The sequence below is a fragment of the Shewanella sp. SR44-4 genome (assembly GCF_014163715.1).
GTDB lineage: Bacteria > Pseudomonadota > Gammaproteobacteria > Enterobacterales > Shewanellaceae > Shewanella.
Genome location: NZ_JACJDU010000067.1, coordinates 1 through 17,090 on the forward strand (window position 1 = coordinate 1; position 17,090 = coordinate 17,090).

15 protein-coding genes are annotated in these 17,090 nt (G+C 42.6%); 7 read left to right on the top strand and 8 right to left on the bottom strand.

The features are described 5' to 3' along the window. Positions 1-156 precede the first annotated feature (156 nt). Positions 157-513 carry a helix-turn-helix domain-containing protein gene (locus H5125_RS20225; protein WP_101085863.1) on the bottom strand — a complete coding sequence of 119 codons (357 nt, stop codon included), beginning with the start codon at positions 511-513 and terminating at the stop codon, positions 157-159. 110 nt (positions 514-623) lie between these two features. On the opposite strand from H5125_RS20225, the gene H5125_RS20230 reads away from it, so the two are divergent. From H5125_RS20230 to H5125_RS20240, 3 genes are all read left to right on the top strand, one after another. Continuing rightward, a complete protein-coding gene (locus H5125_RS20230; protein ID WP_182745179.1) occupies positions 624-1,991 on the top strand; it encodes an aldehyde dehydrogenase in 1,368 nt (455 codons plus the stop codon). A 137-nt stretch (positions 1,992-2,128) separates the two neighbouring features. Continuing rightward, positions 2,129-2,923, top strand: a complete 795-nt coding sequence (locus H5125_RS20235) for a 2OG-Fe(II) oxygenase (RefSeq protein WP_182745181.1) — start codon at positions 2,129-2,131, stop codon at positions 2,921-2,923. Positions 2,924-3,503: 580 nt separating this feature from the next. Beyond that, positions 3,504-4,085 (top strand): hypothetical protein, encoded by a 582-nt coding sequence (locus H5125_RS20240; protein ID WP_182745183.1) that lies wholly within the window; start codon positions 3,504-3,506, stop codon positions 4,083-4,085. Positions 4,086-4,195: 110 nt separating this feature from the next. Here the strand turns inward: H5125_RS20240 and H5125_RS20245 are convergent, their stop codons facing one another. From H5125_RS20245 to H5125_RS20260, 4 genes are all read right to left on the bottom strand, one after another. Beyond that, positions 4,196-5,920 (bottom strand): pseudouridine synthase, encoded by a 1,725-nt coding sequence (locus tag H5125_RS20245; protein WP_182745185.1) that lies wholly within the window; start codon positions 5,918-5,920, stop codon positions 4,196-4,198. A 90-nt stretch (positions 5,921-6,010) separates the two neighbouring features. Next, a complete protein-coding gene (gene bla, locus H5125_RS20250; protein ID WP_182745187.1) occupies positions 6,011-6,796 on the bottom strand; it encodes a subclass B1 metallo-beta-lactamase in 786 nt (261 codons plus the stop codon). 310 nt (positions 6,797-7,106) lie between these two features. After that, positions 7,107-7,490, bottom strand: coding sequence for a VOC family protein (locus H5125_RS20255; RefSeq protein ID WP_101085857.1), 384 nt, complete (start codon positions 7,488-7,490; stop codon positions 7,107-7,109). A gap of 65 nt (positions 7,491-7,555) precedes the next feature. Next, the gene (locus tag H5125_RS20260; protein ID WP_182745189.1) at positions 7,556-8,878 is read right to left on the bottom strand and encodes an AarF/ABC1/UbiB kinase family protein; all 1,323 of its coding nucleotides are present in this window, start codon (positions 8,876-8,878) and stop codon (positions 7,556-7,558) included. A gap of 180 nt (positions 8,879-9,058) precedes the next feature. On the opposite strand from H5125_RS20260, the gene H5125_RS20265 reads away from it, so the two are divergent. Then, entirely contained in the window at positions 9,059-10,633 is a 1,575-nt protein-coding gene (locus H5125_RS20265) for a sulfotransferase (protein ID WP_182745191.1), read from the top strand. 127 nt (positions 10,634-10,760) lie between these two features. Here the strand turns inward: H5125_RS20265 and H5125_RS20270 are convergent, their stop codons facing one another. From H5125_RS20270 to H5125_RS20280, 3 genes are all read right to left on the bottom strand, one after another. After that, a complete protein-coding gene (locus tag H5125_RS20270; protein WP_182745193.1) occupies positions 10,761-11,942 on the bottom strand; it encodes an aspartyl/asparaginyl beta-hydroxylase domain-containing protein in 1,182 nt (393 codons plus the stop codon). 111 nt (positions 11,943-12,053) lie between these two features. After that, complete coding sequence (locus tag H5125_RS20275; RefSeq protein ID WP_182745195.1) at positions 12,054-13,082, bottom strand: sulfotransferase; 1,029 nt, start codon at positions 13,080-13,082, stop codon at positions 12,054-12,056. Positions 13,083-13,140: 58 nt separating this feature from the next. Further along, positions 13,141-13,683 (bottom strand): isochorismatase family protein, encoded by a 543-nt coding sequence (locus H5125_RS20280; RefSeq protein WP_182745197.1) that lies wholly within the window; start codon positions 13,681-13,683, stop codon positions 13,141-13,143. 131 nt (positions 13,684-13,814) lie between these two features. On the opposite strand from H5125_RS20280, the gene H5125_RS20285 reads away from it, so the two are divergent. The 3 genes from H5125_RS20285 (at position 13,815) to H5125_RS20295 (ending at position 16,419) form a co-directional block, all read left to right on the top strand. Then, complete coding sequence (locus H5125_RS20285; protein ID WP_182745199.1) at positions 13,815-14,852, top strand: DUF2235 domain-containing protein; 1,038 nt, start codon at positions 13,815-13,817, stop codon at positions 14,850-14,852. A gap of 148 nt (positions 14,853-15,000) precedes the next feature. Further along, positions 15,001-15,819, top strand: coding sequence for a cobalamin-binding protein (locus H5125_RS20290; protein WP_310734202.1), 819 nt, complete (start codon positions 15,001-15,003; stop codon positions 15,817-15,819). A gap of 348 nt (positions 15,820-16,167) precedes the next feature. Next, positions 16,168-16,419, top strand: coding sequence for a superinfection immunity protein (locus tag H5125_RS20295; protein WP_124015625.1), 252 nt, complete (start codon positions 16,168-16,170; stop codon positions 16,417-16,419). Positions 16,420-17,090 lie beyond the last annotated feature (671 nt).

The following is a 17,090-nucleotide window of genomic DNA, read 5'->3' on the forward strand; positions in this document are numbered from 1 at the left end:
GTCTGTTATGGTTTGAAAAGTCTCTTTGAAGTGGTCAATATGCATGGTGAGCTCCCGGAAAAAAGGAGTATAAGATCATAGCTAAATGTTAACGTCAAATAGTGTATTTAATTGACTGAAAAATGCTCACGATCTCGCCCTGGCCATCGTACTTTGTTAAACAATATATTCATCAGCCCAATCTTTTAAACGTTCTAAAATATCCAATGCAGTTCGGCCAAGTTCGGTAATGCTATAAGACACAGCAATAGGACGGTCACTAATCACATGTCGAGTCACCAGTCCTTGGGCTTCTAATTCTTTAAGGCGCTGATCGACCATTTTTTTACTCGCCCCGCCTAACATGCGCGATAAATCATTAAATCGCACTGGACCATCTTGCAAGTGCCATAATATCGATGCTTTCCATTTACCGCCTAATACCCGCATTCCTCGCTCGACCGAGCAGGGTTCAGCACAAGCATTAATAACTTTTTTTTGACCGTTAGTCATTGTTTCAATTTTAGTTTTCATTAATTTAACTTAAGTTATTCTAGGTTACTAAAAGTATACTGGTTGCTTTTGTATTCCATTGTAGCAAAATAGACATCAATTAGACTAGTACCATTAAGGAATGTTTCTCCATGGCAGTATTAACCTCTTACGATCCCGCTAGTTATCACAAAGTCGATGGCGGAGAACATATTGAAGCCACTGCGGTTGGCAGTGTTGAAATCTTAGCGATATCTCAGTTACCACAAGTTGTCGCCAACGCTCAAGTTGCACAAAAGGCGTGGGCTCGTTTGTCATTAATTGAACGCCAACAATATGTGGTTAAGGCATATCAGCAGCTTGTGGCAGTGCAAGATGAACTGGCAACATTAATTGGCCAAGAAATGGGTAAAGATTATCGCCGTGCCACCTATGAAGTTGGCGGTACAGTGCAAAATGCACCTTATTTTGCAGGTGAAATAAGCGATGCACTAACCACTGAACAAGTTGATAATCGCACCGAATTACAATATCGACCATTAGGTGTAGTGGCAGTGATTTCGCCGTGGAACTATCCGATAGCCATGGCTAACAACTTACTGATGCCTGCCTTAATTGCGGGTAACAGTGTGATATTAAAGCCGTCTGAACAAACTCCGCTGGTGGCCGAGTTATTCATTAATACCCTTAATAAGGTGCTGCCAGAACATGTGTTGCAAGTGGTTCAAGGTGACAAAGCCCTTGGCCAAGCATTAGTGGCAGCAGACATTAATATGGTGGCGTTTACTGGGTCGATGGCCGCAGGTAAACACATTATGGCCAATGCTGCGTCTGGCTTAAAAAGGTTAGTGATGGAGCTTGGCGGTAATGACCCCTTGATTGTGATGGCTAGCGCTAATATCGATTCCGCGGTTAGATTTGCAGTCGCTAGTTCGTTTGAAAATGCCGGACAGATGTGCACTTCAACAGAGCGCGTTTACGTGGATGAGCGTATTGCTGATGAGTTTGAACAAAAGGTGTTGGCTTTAGCCAGTCGTTACCGTGTCGGTAAATGGGACGACGCTAATGTGAATATTGGCCCTATAGTGAATCCAACCCAACACCAAAAAGTGCTTGAACAGTTGCAAGATGCCAAAGCCAAAGGAGCGAGCTTTTTACTCGGTAGTGATGAGTATCCATTACCGTTTATTCAACCTACTGTGGTCTCAGGTATTACCCCTGACATGCTCCTAGAACGTGAAGAAACCTTTGGCCCTGTGGTGGCTATCAGCCGTTTTAGTGATATTGATGAAGCCATTAGTCGTGCTAATAACAGTCACTATGGTTTAGCTGCAGTCGTGTTTGGTGGTCAAGGTGCCAAAGCCGTTGCTGAACAACTTGAAGCTGGCATGGTTGGGGTTAATCAAGGTGCTGGTGCGGGCAATGCTCCATGGGTAGGAGCAAAGCATAGTGGTTTTGGTTTTCATGGTACTGCTGCAGGGCATCGCCAATTTGCCCAAGTGCGAGTGATGAGTTATTAATTTTTGGGTTTAACCCATATTGATGAGTAAGCAGTCATTAGTAAGCTTTTATTTGTAGAAAATCATTAGTAAACAGTCATTAGCACACTTTTTAGTAAAGCATTGCTAGCCCATTTTATGGTTAAAGGTATAAACAAATGAACACAACAAGTGTAAATTCAGATTATTTTGTGGTGGCACTAGAACCCGGCGCTGAACATCCGGCTTTGCCAACATGGGCTAATCATCAAGCTAATGTGGCTGCGCTTAATGAAGCAGAGCTGACTGATGCTGAGCGGGCTAACGTGAGTAAAAAAATGTTAGCCGAAGTACCAGGTGCGTTCCAATTAATGAATGTATTGACGCCAGATGAGTGCAAACGGTTAATTTCGGTCAGTGAGTCGATGGGCTTTTTACCCGACGCCGCGGTGTCATTACCACGCAATGTACGCCATAACGACAGCTTAACCTGGGTGGTTGATAACACCACAGAGCAAGTGATTTGGAGTAGAGTTAAGCATCTTATGGATGATAACTTGGGCATTTTTGGTGGTAAAGCTGCTTTAGGATTAAATAATCGTTTTCGTTTTTATCGCTATAACGAAGGCGATTTCTTTAAGCCACATTCAGATGGTTCATGGCCTGGAAGCCAAGTTGTAGATGGTCAGTTAGTGCGAGATGCCTTTGGTGATCGCTACAGTCTGCTGACATTTTTAATCTTACTGACAGAAGACTTTGAAGGCGGTGCAACGCGCTTTTTAGTCAATGCCGACAACCCAAGCTTACCAGCAAAACACGGCGATAATATGCGCCAAGTTGATGTGCGAACGCCTGCTGGGAGTGTGTTGTGTTTCCCACATGGCATGCATCCGCTGCATTGTATTCACAGCTCAGAGCCTATTTTCTCTGGGGTTAAATACATTATCCGCACCGATGTGTTGTTTGAGTTGTAACATTATTCATCAATATGGGTTAGCTTATTGATAAGCTAACCCATTAGTTAATCACTGTATTTTTTAACTAAATAAAGCACCATGTTCGCTTTTTTAGAGCCGTTGTTGTACTTTTCCTCCTTGCTTAATCCTCGTGAATTAAGTCGATGTTAGTAATCCGCCATGTATTTTCTGCTCCATATAAGCACGCTGCTATCAAACTGACTCGCTTATCTCTTTCAAGAATAAACTGCTATAAAGCTGATCAAATAAGCTTACTCTTCGAGGGCACTATTATGATGGCGAATGCTCGTCAAATAAAATTATCAGCGTAAATAGCCAATGATATGGCTAGTATTTTTACCCATTAGCAGTGACAAAAACATACTGATAGCCAGAGGTGATACGGTGCAATAAATCAATTAAGTAAACAGATAAAAAGTCGATGAGTTTTTTACTATTGAGTTTATCAATCGGCGCTGTTGCCCCCCGAGTACACTAGATTCATTAACGCGATTTAATGTGCCGCAGTACTTGCTATTTGACTGACTAAACTATCTAATTGCGCCGCTTTCCTAACCACATATATAGAGACGTTTACATGAAATCAGTACTGTGTAGTTTGTTTGTTGTCAGTGTTATTAGCCTATCTGGATGTGCTGCACCGCAGAATAATTTCGCGTCTAAAGTGAAAGCCGAAGGTGAGCAACACCTCGACTTGTCTCAACAGTGGGAACAAGGACAAAAAGACCTCAGAAAAGGTAACAGTTTATTAATCGATGGGCGTGAGTTAATCGGTAAAGGTAAAAACCAAATTCGTGAAGGTGAAGCGTTAATAGCACAAGCCAAACAAGCTGCGCAGCAACAACGTCAACTATTTCAGTCGATGGCGAATACATTAAACGGCGCTCAAAATGGTGCCAGTGCAGTAATGTTAGTCGACAGGTTAGATGATGTAGCCGATGCTTGGGAAGATGCTGATGATAAGTATGCAGATGGTAAAGAGCTGATTGAAGACGGCAATACCAACGTTGCTGAAGGCGAGAGTTCAATTGAACAAGGCCAAAACATGGTGACGAGCGGCCGTAGTAGAATGCAACAAGCGGAATCTACCTACCAAGAACGTACTGGTAAAGGTTTAGTCGAGCAAATGCATTTAGAAGAGCAACCTAGTAACTTCTAATCAATAGAACTGAGACTAATCAAATAAACCGATATTGTTAATTCAATATCGGTTTTATCGTTTCTAGCGGATCTACTTTCAGCAAAAAGCGATTATATTATACGACTGCTCTATTCAAAATCGGCTTTGATTTCAAACACCATATCTTCGCCGGTCACTGGATGATTTAAGCCTAAATATTGGGCGTGTAAATGCAATCTGTTGGTCGCAACACCGTATAAATCATCACCTACTATTGGCATGTGCAATCCGTCATGATGAGCACAATGCATGCGTAACTGATGGGTTCGACCCGTTTTAGGATACAAGTGAACTAAGGTTTGATGTTGTTGACGCTTAAATACCTGCCAATGCGTCTCGGCATGCTTGCCATGTTCATAACACACTAGCTGCTTAGGACGGTCGTCTAAATCTACCCGCAATGGCAAACTAATATCACCCTCATCTTGGCTAGGCACCCCCTCAATTAACGCGATATAACGTTTGGTCACGCTGCGTTGAATAAACTGTTGTTGTAGGGCTTTGTTGGCTTCTTTGGTGAGAGCAATCACCATTAAGCCTGAGGTCGACATGTCTAGGCGATGGACTATCAGCGGCCCCGTCGCATTGGGGAACAGCTGCTGCATACGGCTAAACACCGAGTCGGTGATATTTTTGCCAGGTACCGATAATAGTTCCGCAGGTTTATTAATAATCACCATCGCATCATCTTGATAAATAATATCAATGTGCTGATCTTTACCCGGATTAATCAACAGTGGATCGTTATCAACTTGCATGCCTTTTAGCATGTGGGTCAAAATAGGTCGGCATTTTCCGTGACAAGCGGGGTAGAAGTTTTTGTGCTGTTTTATCTCAGATTTAGGCGATGAACCCCACCAAAACTCTGCCATGGCAATCGGAGTAAATTGATGTGTAAACGCGTATTGTAATAACTTAGGTGCAGCACATTCACCCGCACCTGCAGGTGGCAAATGGTTAGGTGCGTCATTGAAAATATCGTTTAAATCTCGCGCTTCACCCAAGACATTTAAAAACTGATATTGAGCAAAAAGTTTGTTTTGTAATCCATTTGAAAGTTGTTTGCGCTGACGTTTAAGCTGTTTGATTTGCTGCGCAAGTGCATCTAAGGCCACTTTAGTGACTTCAATTTGAGTCTGCCACTGTTGCTTTAATGCGTTCAGCTGATGCTTTTGCTGCACACTTTGACGGCTTAACTCGATAGACAATGTTTTATGGCTATCGTCGTTAAGGCTTGCTTGCGCCAATGCATCATCTGCTTGCTCACGTTGCAGCTTACGCATTTTACGACCTTCAACTATTGCGTTACGTTGCTGCTCAAGCTCACTTTCCGCTTGGTGTTGTTGCGCCGCTAAAGTCGCGGTTAATGTTGCCAGTACTGGATTAGCTTCTTGCTGACTAATCGACAGATTAATTTGGTTAATCTGTTTATTTTCATGACTGAAAAAACTGTCTTGGGTCAGCATATCAAACACCGGCGGCACAAACGGCGGCAAGATATTTTGATCGGCTAACTTACCTGAAAATGCGGCTAAAAAACCAAGTTGCCCAAGGGTGTCTTTGACCACCAACACACCAAACATCTTACCAATCACCATGCCAAGGTCATGTTCGCTGTCTAAGCCAAAATTATGTCCCCAGGGATTCGTCTCAAGTAACACCTGCTGCAACTGCTGTGCTGCCAGTATCGTCAATGGATGAGGTTGATAATAAAACGGGAAGGTAAAAGATTCAGGCAACCCTTGTTCGGCAAGCGTGTTATTGAAAGCTATCGCATCATTAAAAGGAATAAAGCACGGGTCGTTAACAGACATCAAAAACACACTCACTACACTAAAGGGCGGCTATTTTACCCTTTCAAACTAGCAGATGCATTATTTACTGAGCTCGGTTGTTTTGGAATGTTAATCTAAACGTAGTTTGGCAAGGAAATCGTTAACCAACCCTTGAGTATGATCAAGCAACTGAGCATTACCAATGGCGCCATGCCCTGGCACAATAACCTCAGCGTCAGGATATGTCGCTTTAACCTTACTAATCGTTACTGGCCAATCGGTTAACGATGCCTCTGCAATGTAGCCCATACTCTTACTGTGAGCGCTTTTTACCAGGCAGCCGCCAAACAGTAATTGTGCCTTAGGGAGCCAGACCACAATGTTATCAATTGTATGGCCAGCGCCTAAATAGCGAGCTTCGAGTAAACCATTAGCTAGGATAAATGAGTCACCATCAAACGGCTGGTTTGCGAGAGTTTGATGTTGTGTGGTCAATATTTTCTGAGTCATTGCAGACACATGAGTGCTAACCCCAATACTGTTTAAATAACCTATCCCAGCCGTGCGGTCGGCATGAGAATGAGTCGAAATACTGGCTTTGAGTACAAACTCTTGCTGCTTTATCCACTCGACTAACGCAATAGTGTCTTTCTCGCTCCATGGAGTATCGATTAAATAAGCCTCTTTGCCTTCAACAACCACTAAGCCATTAGCATCGACCAAACCAAAGTCTTCAGTTTTGAAATATGACTGATATTCAAATAGTTGGATTTGTGTCGCTTGAGCTTGGTTAGCCGTAACCAAAGCATTGCTACTGAGCGGTGTAATAGTCAGTTGGCCTGATGACTCAGTGCTCATCGCAAGCGGTACACAGCAAATAAAACCAACTAGTAATATCAATATTCGTGAAAACATAATGGTACTCAATTAACGTTCAGTCAAAGTTCAGTCGAAAAGAATAGGCGTTAAAGTGTATCACTGAATTTGTGAGTAATGGATAACATAGAGGGAAGTCATGCTTGATGACATTGGTTGAGTTAAGCGGATAGTGTTGAACGAATCGATGGGCAATAGCCTTAAGCTATTAATTCAAAACTATCAATTCTTAAGCTATCAATTCTTAAGCTATTAATTCTTAAGCTATCAAATATAGATGAAACCGTACTGGTTTCATCTATATTTGGACATAGTTATTGATAAGAGACGTTACTATAAATAACGACGATTATGCCTTTGGTCTGTGCAATACACAGACTTTGTTGCCAGAAGGGTCGCGTAAGTAAGCTAGATATAATGGACCATTTGGACTGTCGCGAACACCAGGAGCATCTTCGCAAGCTTCGCCACCACTCGCCACACCAGCAGCATGCCAAGCATTGGCTTGCTCTGCGCTATCGGCATGAAAACCTATGGTGCTACCATTACCATTACAAGCGGGTTCACCATTAAGCGGTTTAGTGAGGGCAAATACACCTGCGCTAGTAACATAAAAACAACGGCCTTTAGGATCAATCATCCCAGGTTTAATGCCTAGTGCGCCAAGTGTGGCGTCGTAAAAGGTTTTTGATTTGTCGATATCATTAGCACCAAGCATGATGTGGCTGAACATTGTGACTCTCCTTGTTGGGGTGAATAAACACCAATTTTATTTATCTATTTTACTTATTTGTTAACTTATTCGTTTTTACTATTAACTACCTGATTAAACAGGGCGTGTACATTAATATTGGCGTTAAGTTTAGCGGCTAATAAATACATGCCTGCTAACTTGCGATGTATGAAAATAGCATCGGTTGGTGGTGTGTGCCATTCATTTTGTTGAGTGCTCATGGCTTTACCTGCCTGAGTGATCCTTTTAGCCAAATTACTTGCACCAAAATCATACGTTCCTTGAGTACGTAATGGCTCACAAGCTTGGTAAAAAATATCAATAATCAGTTGTTTTTGTTGTGGGTCGATGGCGTCTTGAAAAAAGCCGATTTGTTGTGCCGCTTGTATCATTTGTTGTTTATCATCGGCAATCGCACCTTGCATCAATTGCATATAACCTTGTGATAATGTGTCGCTAATGGTGCGAGTGGCGCCAAAGTCGAGTAATACAATTTTCTGGCTGTCGGCTTGATACTGGAAATTGGCAAAATTAGGATCGCTTTGCACCAGTTGAAAACAAAACAGCTCTTTAAAACACAGCTCCATCAACACGCTTGCAACCTTGTCACGCACATTTTGCGGATACTGTTCGACCGATTCAATCGCGACGCCTTCAACAAATTGCATGCATAAAATGCTGTCGTTGCTCAATTTCGGATACACCTTAGGCACGATGAAGTGAGGGCTGTCGCCTAACTGTTGCTGATAGAGTGCGATTTGCTGTGCTTCAAAGTGATAGTCTGCTTCGTTATGTAACTGCGCTTTAGCTTCGGCCAATAAAGTATCGAGTTTTACGTTAGCGGGGATTAACCGCGAGACTTTTAATAGGCTGGCAACGTTATCTATGTCGCTGTCGATGCTGTCGCGGATCCCTGGATATTGAATCTTTATCGCCAGCTTTTCGCCAGTATCCAAATAGGCTAAATGTACTTGGCCGATAGATGCTGCGGCAAACGGGCGCAGTTCAAATTGGGCAAAAGGTGCTAGCCAGTCATGGCCCCAGTGCTGAACTAATAATTGAGTTAATTGTTTGTGCGGCATGGCTTTAGCGTCAGAACGCAGCTTCGCCAATATTTCAGCCAATTCAGGAGGCACTAAGTCACCGGCATCCATTGACAACATTTGCCCCACTTTCATGGCAGCGCCGCGCAGTTGCGACAGCTTATCTGCCACATGACCAATGTTTTTAGGGGTCATCATCAGTTGTTGCATTGACGGCGATTTACCCTGGCTAAGCTGCTTTGCCCCTTCTAACAGCACATTACCCGCAAGGCGAGAAGCCAGTCCGCCCATTTTTGATAATCGGGACAATCGACTGGTTGGCACTTTAGCTTCATTATTTTTCATCAGATCTCACTTGTGTCGCATGAACTCGTAGCGAATATAAATAATTGTACGCTGAAGTTGATTATTTCGTTCAATATGAGCCAATAGCGTGGTCAAAATTTACTATTTTCTATGTTACTCTGATTTTAGAGGCATTTAAGCCATTCTTTGGGTGAGCAAAACAATAATAAGGACCCTAGTTTGAGTATTATTGAACAATATTTAAGTCAAGCTGAAGCGCTGTTTCAGTCTAAAAACTATTCATCGGCCAGAATGTACGCACGAAAAGTGGTTAAGCGTGATGATAAACACCTTGGGGCATTGAGCTTATTAGGTCAGATTCATTTACAGCAACAACAATATAATGAGGCCGAAAACTATTTTGTCAGTGCAGCAACTATTGATCCCCATGCGGTTTCAGTGTTGACTGGCTTATTGGCTATTGCTGAAGTGAAACAAGACTTTTTCTTGGCGAAAACGTATTTATTACAATTAATTAATACCCAAAGTAACCTAGGGAAAAATCAATACAAACTCGGATTAGTCGCCACTAAAGTCGGTGATATGGCCTTAGCTGAACAATGTTTTGAATGGTGTGTAGCAAATGATTTTTCTGAACCCGCTGTGCAGCTTAATTTAGGTCATATATATAAAGCCAAAGGCGACACGTTACGAGCGGCAGATTTTTATCAGCAATATATTCAATTAAGCCCAAAGCAAGTGGGTGTAGGCTATTGGAGTTTGGCAGATTTAAAGCAGTATCGATTCAGCACGGCTGATGTAACCTTATTGCAAGGTTTTGCAACCGATGAGTCGTTAAGCAAACAAAATCAGGCATTGGTGTATTTTGCTTTGTGTAAAGCTTACGAGCAAACACAGCAAATCGATAAAGCCTGTGAGTCGATGTTATTAGCCAATCAAATAATGGCGCAGCACAGATCGTTTAAACAAGCCCAGTTTGCCAATATTGTGTTGTCACTACTTGGGCATACACCATCGCCACATATTGATAGCTTGCCGACCGCGAGCCAAACACCAATTTTTATTGTTGGGATGCCTCGTTCTGGTACCACATTAGTAGAGCAGATTTTGGCTTGTCACAGTGACGTTGGCGCGACCGATGAGTTACCGTTTATGGAACGCTTTGCGCTGCAAATGGACATGTCGGGTGGCTATAATGCAAGACTAAGCCAGCTTTCTGCCAGTCATATCGATCAATTCCGCCAACGGTATTTAGCTGAAGTGAATCATTACTTTAGCGATGCACCAACCTATGTAATCGATAAAAACCCAAATAACTTTTTACACATAGGGCTAATTAAAACCTTATTTCCTCAAGCAAAAATCATCAATGTGGTACGTAATACCGTCGACAATGGCTTGAGTGTATTTAAGCAGTTTTTCAGTTTTGGCCATGACTATTCGTATTCGTTTACGGGTATTTCAAGTTACTGGCAACATTATTTAGACATCATGCAACATTGGGATAGGTTGTACCCTAATGAGATTTTACATGTTTGTTTTGAGCAATTAGTGCGTGAGCCAGAGTCACAAATTCAACGAATATTGGGTTACTGTGAGTTAACGACTCAAGCGCAATGTTTTACCTTTTATGAGTCTGACCGAGCCGTATTAACGCCTAGCGCTAGTCAAGTTAGGCAGCCTATGAATCCCGAGGCAATTGGTCAGGCAGACAAGTATCAAGCTTTTATACCTGAGCAAATAGCCGAGTTGGATGCCATTGCGAAAAAAGCAGCACTGCAATTCTTTAGTTAAGCAGAACTTGGAATAAGAATTTGCTATAAGCCAAAACAACCTAGTTTGGCTGACTTTATAGAAATGGCGCCTCAGGGCGCCATTTCTATATATATTCTCAGATAAACCTATGCAGGCATTCGTCTTACTAACTCACTTTACCGTGGCAGGCTTTATAGCGTTCGCCACTGCCGCAGGGGCAAGGACTATTGCGAGATGGCGGTGCAGCAATAGTGCGAGCGTTATTTTCAGCTGCTGTTTTTGGTATTATTGATGTTGATGTTGCTGATGCAGATTTTACTGATGCTAAATTTGCGCTTTCTGGTGAGTTTTTTGGCGAAGTAATAGCCTGTTTGCGTGTTGCTAATTGCTCACTAAGTTCAACATTCATACACGCCACGATAACCAATTGTTCGAACGCCTTTACCGCCGAACCAGAATGAGTCAGTTGCAGTGATTTAGCGCACTGTAGTGCTTTTATCATGGTTTGTTCACGTAGCGCATGATAATGCGGCCAACCTACTTTAGTGCACTCATATTGCAGCCATAACATCCGCCAATCGGCCACAAACTCTGCGATGACTACTGAAAATGCATTCACTTCGGCAATCTGATTTACAGGGTTGTGTTTAACCTCAGTTAACAACTCATTGGTTAAGTATTCAACCTCAGCGACAGGCATGATCACTGGGGCATTAAATTGCTCTGTGATGAAGGTTGTAGGTGAGTCTGGGTTAAAACCGACGAATTGACTGTTTAATGTTGTTGATTGATCATCTGCGATTGAACGCGAGTGTTGAAACACCGTGCGCCAAAATTGACTAGAACCTGCTAAATCAACCACTAAATGAACTCGGTATTGGTCGCTGTTATTCTCCACTTTGTGCAACTTCCATGAGTCGAAAATCCAACATTCTCCTGCGCCCATATGCACTTGTTTGTCATGACAAAAAAACTGCACTTGCTCAGTGGTGGTAATGGGAATATGCACTCGTACCCGTTTATACCAATGGTAATTAATGTCTGAATGCAGTGGCACTTGTGCACCTGGCGCTAAGCGCATTAATCTTGAACGGCTGAGTACCTCACCAAATGAGGCGAGTATTTGCTTGATGTAAGGGCTTTTTGCTAACGCCGCAGTGGGCAACATTGGCCCTTTAAAGTCATTATTAAACTCGCCATTGACCGATATTAACGGAATAGCCGAATTGCCCTGAAAACCTTCATGATGAGTTACCCAATCTGCTTCGGTAAATTGTCCGATCTCTTTGGTTAATTGACCAACATCAAAGCGAAAAGGTAACTGATAAAACTCATGGGGTAACTTCATAATTGGGCTCTCTGTAATACGGCGCTTAACGTTATGATTTTCTACACAGGTATTTTTACCCGTTCTGCTGGCTATTTACAAATGACTTACTCAAATGACTAACTCAAACGGCTAACGCAACTGGCCATGGCATTGCTTAAATCGTTTGCCAGACCCACAAGGGCAGGGACTGTTACGAGATACATTTTGCTCGCTTGGCGTAGCGAGTTTTTCAGTTGGTTCGGGTGTCAGTGCTACAGGCTCTGCAATGTCGTGTTGCTGCCATTGAGTGTCATAGATGGGATAACCACGCTGGTGTAAATGACGATTGATTTTGTTCAGTGTTGTAGAAATATTTGGCCAGATTTTGGCGATGTCATGGTAATTCTCAAGCCATTTATTGGGTTTGGGTGTCGAGATGGTGTAGCGAGAATGCGCTAATGGCTTACTGCATAATTGCACTAAAGCAGGGTCAAAATCCGTACCGGTAAATTGGCATAGTTGCTTAACGGTTTTCGCAGGATCTGCAATTAATTGATCATAAGACACCATGCACCAGCGATTACTGTCAATCTTTTGCAATGAATCCATAATCGCTTCATTAGCGGATTGCCATTGAAACGCGGCAATAGCCTGTAATGGCTGGCGATTAAGTTGCTGCCATTTTTCTGGTAACAGTAGCGACCAATTACGCTTATCCCATCCCGGTAGATTTGGGTAAGTGACAAACTTATTCGACCGCCACGCTTGCATAATACTGCTGATGTTCTCTTTAGGCTCCCTCACTAAATAGATAAATAAAGCGTCGGGAAACAGCGCATTAAAAAAGTCGACCCGCAAACTGTTTTTTGGGGTTTTTTCTAAAAAGCGGATATTAGTCGTATCAATACTATCGGGTTTATTACCCTGATTATCTTGCAGCGCATCGCTAAAACGTAGCAGTAATTGCTGGTGTAATTCGTCATCGATATCTTGTTCCGTTAACGCATTAGAACTAAATTGACGATAGGCGATATTCAGCTTGGGTATGGTTTCAATTAGCGCATGACTTTCGCCGCCAATGGTCCATATAGACTGGCTTTTTGATAGAACTTCAAACAACAAAGTGCTGCCTGAACGAGGCGCGGATAAAATAATAATGGGCCGATCAAATTGATGCATAGCGGTATGATGTTTTTGTTATATTTTTTAACATCATACCCACACCGTTATCATATGGCTACTTTATCAATTTCAGTAGAGCCTTAAAGCGATCACCTTGGGCAACATGTTGCAGCTCAAACAGTAGTGATTCAACATTGGTGAGATTTGCACCATCATTAAGCATCATTTGCACCCCAAGTACTTTATTGTCTGTACCCCGTGATGCAACAGCATCGGCAACAAGATGCACTTGATAGTCGTTGGCCAGTAAATCTTTACACGTTTGGTAAACGCAAACATGGGTTTCGATACCCGCAAGAATGACATTATTACGGTTTAATGCGTTAAGTTGTTGTTTTGCTTCTTCACAATGCCAGCCACTAAAGTGCTCTTTAGCGATAGGTTTAGTTGTTTGCGATAATATTTGTGCGAGTTCGTCGCTGGTATGGCCTAATTTATTGGGTAATTGTTCTAACCAAATAATCGGAATATCAAATAGTTGTGCACCTTGAATTAATACTGCAAGTTTTTGGTGTAGTTGAGCTGATTGCTGCATAACCTGGGCTAGCTTGCCTTGTACGTCTACAATCATTAATACACTTTGTTCTGCTGTTATCATGGTCAGTTACTCGAATGATTAAGTGAGCTGTCGAGTATTGGTTATTTTTACCGTGGTGCAAATAAGCATTTAGTCTATTATGGCTATGATAATTTTTATGAATGTTCGCTCAGAGAATGTCAGGGATTGATATGAATAAACGTATTGTCATTTGTGCCGATGGAACCTGGAATCGGCCAGAAAAAGATCTTGAAAAAGATCACGCCACTAATGTACTTAAACTCGCCAGAGCCATCAAACCCATTGCTGATGATGGTGTACCGCAACAGGTGTTTTACGATTGGGGAATTGGTTCGTACTATGACTCCATGATTGGTGGGGCAACTGGGCGCGGCTTACATAAAAACATTATGGATGCTTACCGCTACATAGTGCAAAACTACTCTCCTGGCGACGAGATATACCTGTTTGGTTTTAGCCGTGGTGCATACACAGTGCGTTGTTTGTGTGGCCTCATCAATAATTGCGGTATTGTCACTCGACCAGATGCCAAGCTTATTCAGCAAGCGTTTGACCACTATAAAATGAAAACTCAACCTTTTTCACCAGATGGTGATCGCTCTGTGGCGTTTCGTCAGCAACATTCGCATCCTTCACGTGAAGTGGCTTTTGTTGGCGTGTGGGACACCGTAGGGGCGATGGGGATCCCGCTGTCTTTTTTAGGTATGTTTGAAGATAAAGATGAGTTTTATGACGCCAAGTTAGGCCGAAATGTCAAAGTGGCTCGCCATGCACTCGCGTTAGATGAGCATCGCAGCGATTTTGAACCAACCATTTGGGCACCTCGTACCAGCATAGACATACAGCAGGTTTGGTTTATTGGCGCCCACAGTAATATTGGTGGTAGTGTTGCCCCCAATGATGACGGTAGCACCTTGTCTGATATAGCGTTGCAGTGGATGATAAGCCAAGCGCGAGCAGTTAACTTAACGGTCGAGTTACATTTAGCCGATGCTTTATTGCCTAACCCTATGGCGGATATTCAAGATTCATATCGCAGCTTTTATCGGGTTAAAAAACGCTTTATACGCGAGCTTGACCCCGAGCAAGCGCCGATATTATTGCATCAGTCGGTTAAAACGCGCTGGCTGATTGACAGTAATTATCGACCGAAAAATTTAGTAAATTACATTGATAACCATGGTTGGCCCGATAAACTGGTGCAATAATCTGTGTTAACACCATCATTAAATAACGAGTGTTAGCAACCACTAATAGCAACCACTATTACTAACCATTATTAAAAACATTTCGATTAAGGACAGTATTTTGCTACGTGTATTTTTATCGCTCATCACAGTGATTGGGCTCTCGTCTATATCACTTTTTTTACCCGCGGCTGAACCGACGGCTTCTGATGATTTACAAGATAAGCCGCCAGCGAAACGGATTATTGCTTTATCGCCTCATGGAGTTGAAATGCTGTTTGCTATTGGTGCTGGCGACTCAATTGTAGCCACCACCGATTATGCCGATTTCCCTGCAGCAGCTAAGAATATTCCGAGTATTGGTGGTTATTACGGTATTCAAATCGAGCGAGTGATTGAACTGAATCCCGATTTGGTGCTGGTGTGGCAAAGCGGTAATAAAATGGAAGACATTAATCAGTTACGTGATTTAGGTTTTACCGTTGTGAATAGTGATCCTAAAAGCTTAGCTGATGTTGCGACGGATATTGAACTGCTGGGTAAACTCACCGGACATTCGGGTAAAGCCAAGCAAGTGGCAGATGACTATCGTCAGCAGTTGGCTGATATTACGTTGCAAAACCAAACGAAACCTGCTGTAAAAGTGTTCTATCAATTATGGTCAACACCATTGATGACGGTGGCTAAAGGCAGTTGGATCCAAAACCTTATTGAAGTGTGTCATGGTGAAAATGTATTTTATGATGCAGCAAGTGAGTACCCACAAATTAGCATCGAAAATGTGTTACTAACTGGCGCAGAAGTGATTTTACAAAGCCAAGATGAAGGCAATATTTTAGGTATTAATTGGTCTGACTGGCCTGAACTACCCGCGGTAAAAAACCAGCATATATATCAGTTTGATGCCGATTTACTGCATCGGGCAACCCCAAGGGCAATTCAAGGCGTTAATGCGGTTTGCGGGGCGTTGGATAAAGTAAGAAAGTAAGACTTTATTTCGTCGCGGCGGCATATTCGATTTCTTATTTCGTCGTGGCGGTATATTCGATTACTTATTCCGTCATCCCGGTAATGTTTTTGAGCCGGGATCCAGCTTTTTTGTTTGATTTACTGTTCTTTCTATGGCCTGCGGCTAATAAGGTCTTGTTGCTGTTTTAGTTGCATATTCTGCAATGACTAATGTAATGTTGCTAAATTGTTGTTGTTTATGCTGGTGTGAGTTCAGTGTAAATGGGGCATGGAAAAAGATCTAATAAAACTGGCATAGGACGATTTTTCTACGCTGCGTTATGTTTAAACACGAGTAACACTTATCGATTTAAAAAGGATTAAGTAAATGGATTTTATTGATAAAATATTGGCAAGTGACAATTCTATGTTTATGGCGGCGTTAGTTATAGGAGGACTTATTCTTTGGTTTCTCCCAGCACTTCTTTCGTTAATCTTTAATAGAAAACATTTTAAATATATTTTGTTAGCTTGTATCCCAGCAGGTCTTTCTTTTATCGCTTGGGGTGGTGTTATGGTGTGGGCTACAACGGGTAAAGTCTTTGGTAAATATGCTAACAAAATCAAAGAAGAAACTTAAAAATAGTAAGCGCGTTAAGAATGGTTGAGTTAGTTTTTATGGCTTATGGTTACTAACGTCGTGGCGCTTCGCCCACACCAGACCAAGAGGAAACCAACGGCTGTTCCCTCTTGGAACTCCCAGCCGCCCCGCAACATTTTCTGAACAGCGAAAAGGTCGCCACGGGGATTGATCCAGCTTTTAACTTCATTTAAAACCGTCATCGGACTTATTCGAAAATGCTAACGCTTCCGATAGGCCATCCCTGGCCAACGAAAGCTAGCCTGACGTCCTGTCAGGCTCACGCTATTTGCTTCAACGTCCTCAAGTTCTGAGTTGAATCACACCAATTGCGAGCAAGGTATGCAAATCATTTATGCCCCAAAGCTTGTTTAGGTTATGGTCTGCGGCCACTAACGTCGTGGCGCTTCACCCACACCAGACCAAGAGGAAATCAACGGCTATTCCCTCTTGGAGCTCCCAGCCGCCCCGCAACATTTTAAAACAGCGAAAAGGTCGCCATGGGGAACTATCCAGGTTTGGACTTTATTTGGTATCGGCCTCGGACTTATTCGAAAATGCTAACGCTTCCGATGGTACATCCTGTACCGCGAAAGCTAGCCTGACGTCCTGTCAGGCTCACGCTATTTTCTTCAACGTCCTCAATTCAGAGTTGAATCACGCCAACTGCA

Bases quoted from the DNA above. Each gene is read 5' to 3' on its own strand.
- H5125_RS20270 (WP_182745193.1), bottom strand. From the start codon at position 11,942: ATGAAGTTACCCCATGAGTTTTATCAGTTACCTTTTCGCTTTGATGTT.
- H5125_RS20260 (WP_182745189.1), bottom strand. From the start codon at position 8,878: ATGAAAAATAATGAAGCTAAAGTGCCAACCAGTCGATTGTCCCGATTA.
- H5125_RS20245 (WP_182745185.1), bottom strand. From the start codon at position 5,920: ATGTCTGTTAACGACCCGTGCTTTATTCCTTTTAATGATGCGATAGCT.
- H5125_RS20280 (WP_182745197.1), bottom strand. From the start codon at position 13,683: ATGATAACAGCAGAACAAAGTGTATTAATGATTGTAGACGTACAAGGC.
- H5125_RS20275 (WP_182745195.1), bottom strand. From the start codon at position 13,082: ATGCATCAATTTGATCGGCCCATTATTATTTTATCCGCGCCTCGTTCA.
- bla (WP_182745187.1), bottom strand. From the start codon at position 6,796: ATGTTTTCACGAATATTGATATTACTAGTTGGTTTTATTTGCTGTGTA.
- H5125_RS20230 (WP_182745179.1), top strand. From the start codon at position 624: ATGGCAGTATTAACCTCTTACGATCCCGCTAGTTATCACAAAGTCGAT.
- H5125_RS20295 (WP_124015625.1), top strand. From the start codon at position 16,168: ATGGATTTTATTGATAAAATATTGGCAAGTGACAATTCTATGTTTATG.
- H5125_RS20285 (WP_182745199.1), top strand. From the start codon at position 13,815: ATGAATAAACGTATTGTCATTTGTGCCGATGGAACCTGGAATCGGCCA.
- H5125_RS20255 (WP_101085857.1), bottom strand. From the start codon at position 7,490: ATGTTCAGCCACATCATGCTTGGTGCTAATGATATCGACAAATCAAAA.
- H5125_RS20235 (WP_182745181.1), top strand. From the start codon at position 2,129: ATGAACACAACAAGTGTAAATTCAGATTATTTTGTGGTGGCACTAGAA.
- H5125_RS20225 (WP_101085863.1), bottom strand. From the start codon at position 513: ATGAAAACTAAAATTGAAACAATGACTAACGGTCAAAAAAAAGTTATT.
- H5125_RS20240 (WP_182745183.1), top strand. From the start codon at position 3,504: ATGAAATCAGTACTGTGTAGTTTGTTTGTTGTCAGTGTTATTAGCCTA.